This window comes from Psychromonas ossibalaenae ATCC BAA-1528 (genome assembly GCF_000381745.1).
Classification (GTDB): Bacteria; Pseudomonadota; Gammaproteobacteria; order Enterobacterales; family Psychromonadaceae; genus Psychromonas; species Psychromonas ossibalaenae.
In genome coordinates, this window is record NZ_KB907063.1 from 1 (window position 1) to 2,259 (window position 2,259).

Annotated in this window: 2 protein-coding genes; both read right to left on the bottom strand. The window is 38.9% G+C overall.

The window, feature by feature from the left end; genetic code table 11:
• Positions 1 to 256 precede the first annotated feature (256 nt).
• Positions 257 to 1,447 (bottom strand): mannose-6-phosphate isomerase, class I, encoded by a 1,191-nt coding sequence (manA, locus tag G327_RS0123570; RefSeq protein WP_019617264.1) that lies wholly within the window; start codon positions 1,445 to 1,447, stop codon positions 257 to 259.
• Positions 1,444 to 2,259, bottom strand: an 816-nt coding sequence (locus G327_RS27130; RefSeq protein WP_019617265.1) for an MFS transporter, incomplete at its 5' end; no start/stop codon positions are given. The genes manA and G327_RS27130, both read right to left, overlap by 4 nt.

Genomic DNA, 2,259 nt, shown 5'->3' on the forward strand with positions numbered 1-2,259 from the left:
TCAGTGCCTTTCGGACCGCCCGGCATCATCACTGCATCATAGGTCTGATTATATTTATCTTTAAGGGTGTAATCGGCGGTGATCCGTGTTTCAAACGATTAGCCAGTAATACTGCTGCATGCTTTACCCTAACAGCCTAAAGACATTAAGTAATTCACTATTACAGCGGCACTGAATGTCGTACAGTTCAACAATCTGATTGAGCAATAAAAGAATGCAGTTCAAATTCGATAAATTTCAACTGCAGATAAGCGCTTCAATTATAAGCGCGAGCTAACTGCCCGGAGGTAGTAACCTGATAGTGATCAACATAAGCGGGTATAAATACCGACTCACCTTTCTTAATGGTTATTGTACTTCCATTCCTGTGATTCAATCTAACCTGCGAATCAACCGCAAATACAATTTCTGCACTGTTAACCTTTACATTCAACTCCGAAACATTATCTGCAACACTAAATTTAAAATCGGGTACAGGAACGATATAATTTTGCCACCCCTCCTCTGATTTTTCCTTTAATAAAAGGTTCTCTGTCATTACGCTGGTAAAAATGGTGTTCGCAACTAGTTCGGGCACATCAATATACTTCGGGGTTAATCCCGCGCGCAGTACATTGTCGGAATTTGCCATAATTTCGAGACCAGTTCCTTTAATATATGCATGTGGAGTACATGCATCCAAGAACATCGCCTCTCCCGCTTGCAACGTCAACACATTCAGCATTAACGGCGAAAATAAACCTATATCTCCAGGATGTTGTGTTTCCAGATCAGCAATTAAATGAAACAAAGGGTTATATAGATTATTTTTTGCATAAATGGACAATGCTTGTAGAGCATTCATCTTATGTTCACCTTCAAGTAACAACATTACCTGAAAAAATGTCTGCAGCCCATCTTCTGTTAAATTATCCGAAAAAGCTTCAACGAGCTGCTCAAGCTCTAAGATATTTAATAGTTGAAAATGTTTGAGTATCTCTGCAGGGCTACGGAAACCATTCATAGCCTGATATTCAGTCAAAGCAAAAACAACCTCAGGTTTATGATTTGAATCCTTATAATTGCGATCAAAAGCATTACACGAGATACCTAATTGATTTTCTTTATCAAAACCTTCCTGCGCTTGCTGTTTATTTGGATGAACCTGAACTGACAAGGCCTTTTCAGCAGCCAGTACTTTAAATAGATAAGGCAGTTGGCCAAATTCATCAGCCGTTTTTTCTCCTAATATCAGTTGCGGATCTTGCGCTATAAAATCGGATAGTTTTGTTAACTCACCTTCAATCAACAATAACGAACAGCCGTTGGGATGTGCTCCCATCCACAGTTCAGCTTGTCTCTGAGCAGAGTTGTTCTGAAAAGAGAATAAATTTTGCATTGCCGTTTTACTACCCCAGTCATAATTTTGGATAGTGTTAGTCATTTTATAAAAAGATTGATAATTCATTCTCGAATCTCCTGATTACATATTTTCTTATTTGTATTTTTTTTACTGTAAACGCTGTAAGATAAAATTAATAAATATCCGCACAGGGGCACAATATAGCTTATTCTGATATCGCTTAAATCAACCATAATTGCCTGTATAAATGGAACGATCCCGCCACCGATACCACACATAATAAGAACGGCAGATCCACTGCCAGTAAGAGAACCCAGCCCCTCAATTGATTTTGAGAATATGACTGGATACATAAATGAATTACAGAAGCCGATAAGGATTAACGCGGCACCGCCGTAAATATTACTGTTTAATATTGCAAAAATAATAAGCAGCGAAGCAGTACAAGCACTGGCCCCTAACGCTTTAGAAGGTACACAATAGTGACTAAGTGCACTGTATGTAAAACGGCCGAACATTGAACCAGCCCAATACATACTGATCAGAGTCATTGCTATGGTCGGTGCTAAAGCCGCGATATTTTTATCGGTAAGGTAACTGATAGTAACTGTGCCTATCGCTACTTCAACTCCCACATAAACGAAAATGGTACAGGCTCCGAACACAAAGTGTTTCCGTTTAACCAAAGCTTTAACTTGTTCAATATAATGGCTCTGTTCATCGCTTTTAAAGTCTTGAATATTACTTTTAAAGATAACCACGCCTAGGGAAAAAATAACGAAAGCGAATAAGAAATAAAGATTAGCAATCCCTAGCGTCACCAGTGTCAAACCGATAAATAATGGAGCCAGCGTCGTTCCCAGTGAATTAATCGATGAGGTAAAAGTTAACCTTCTTGATGCAGAAGCCTGATCACC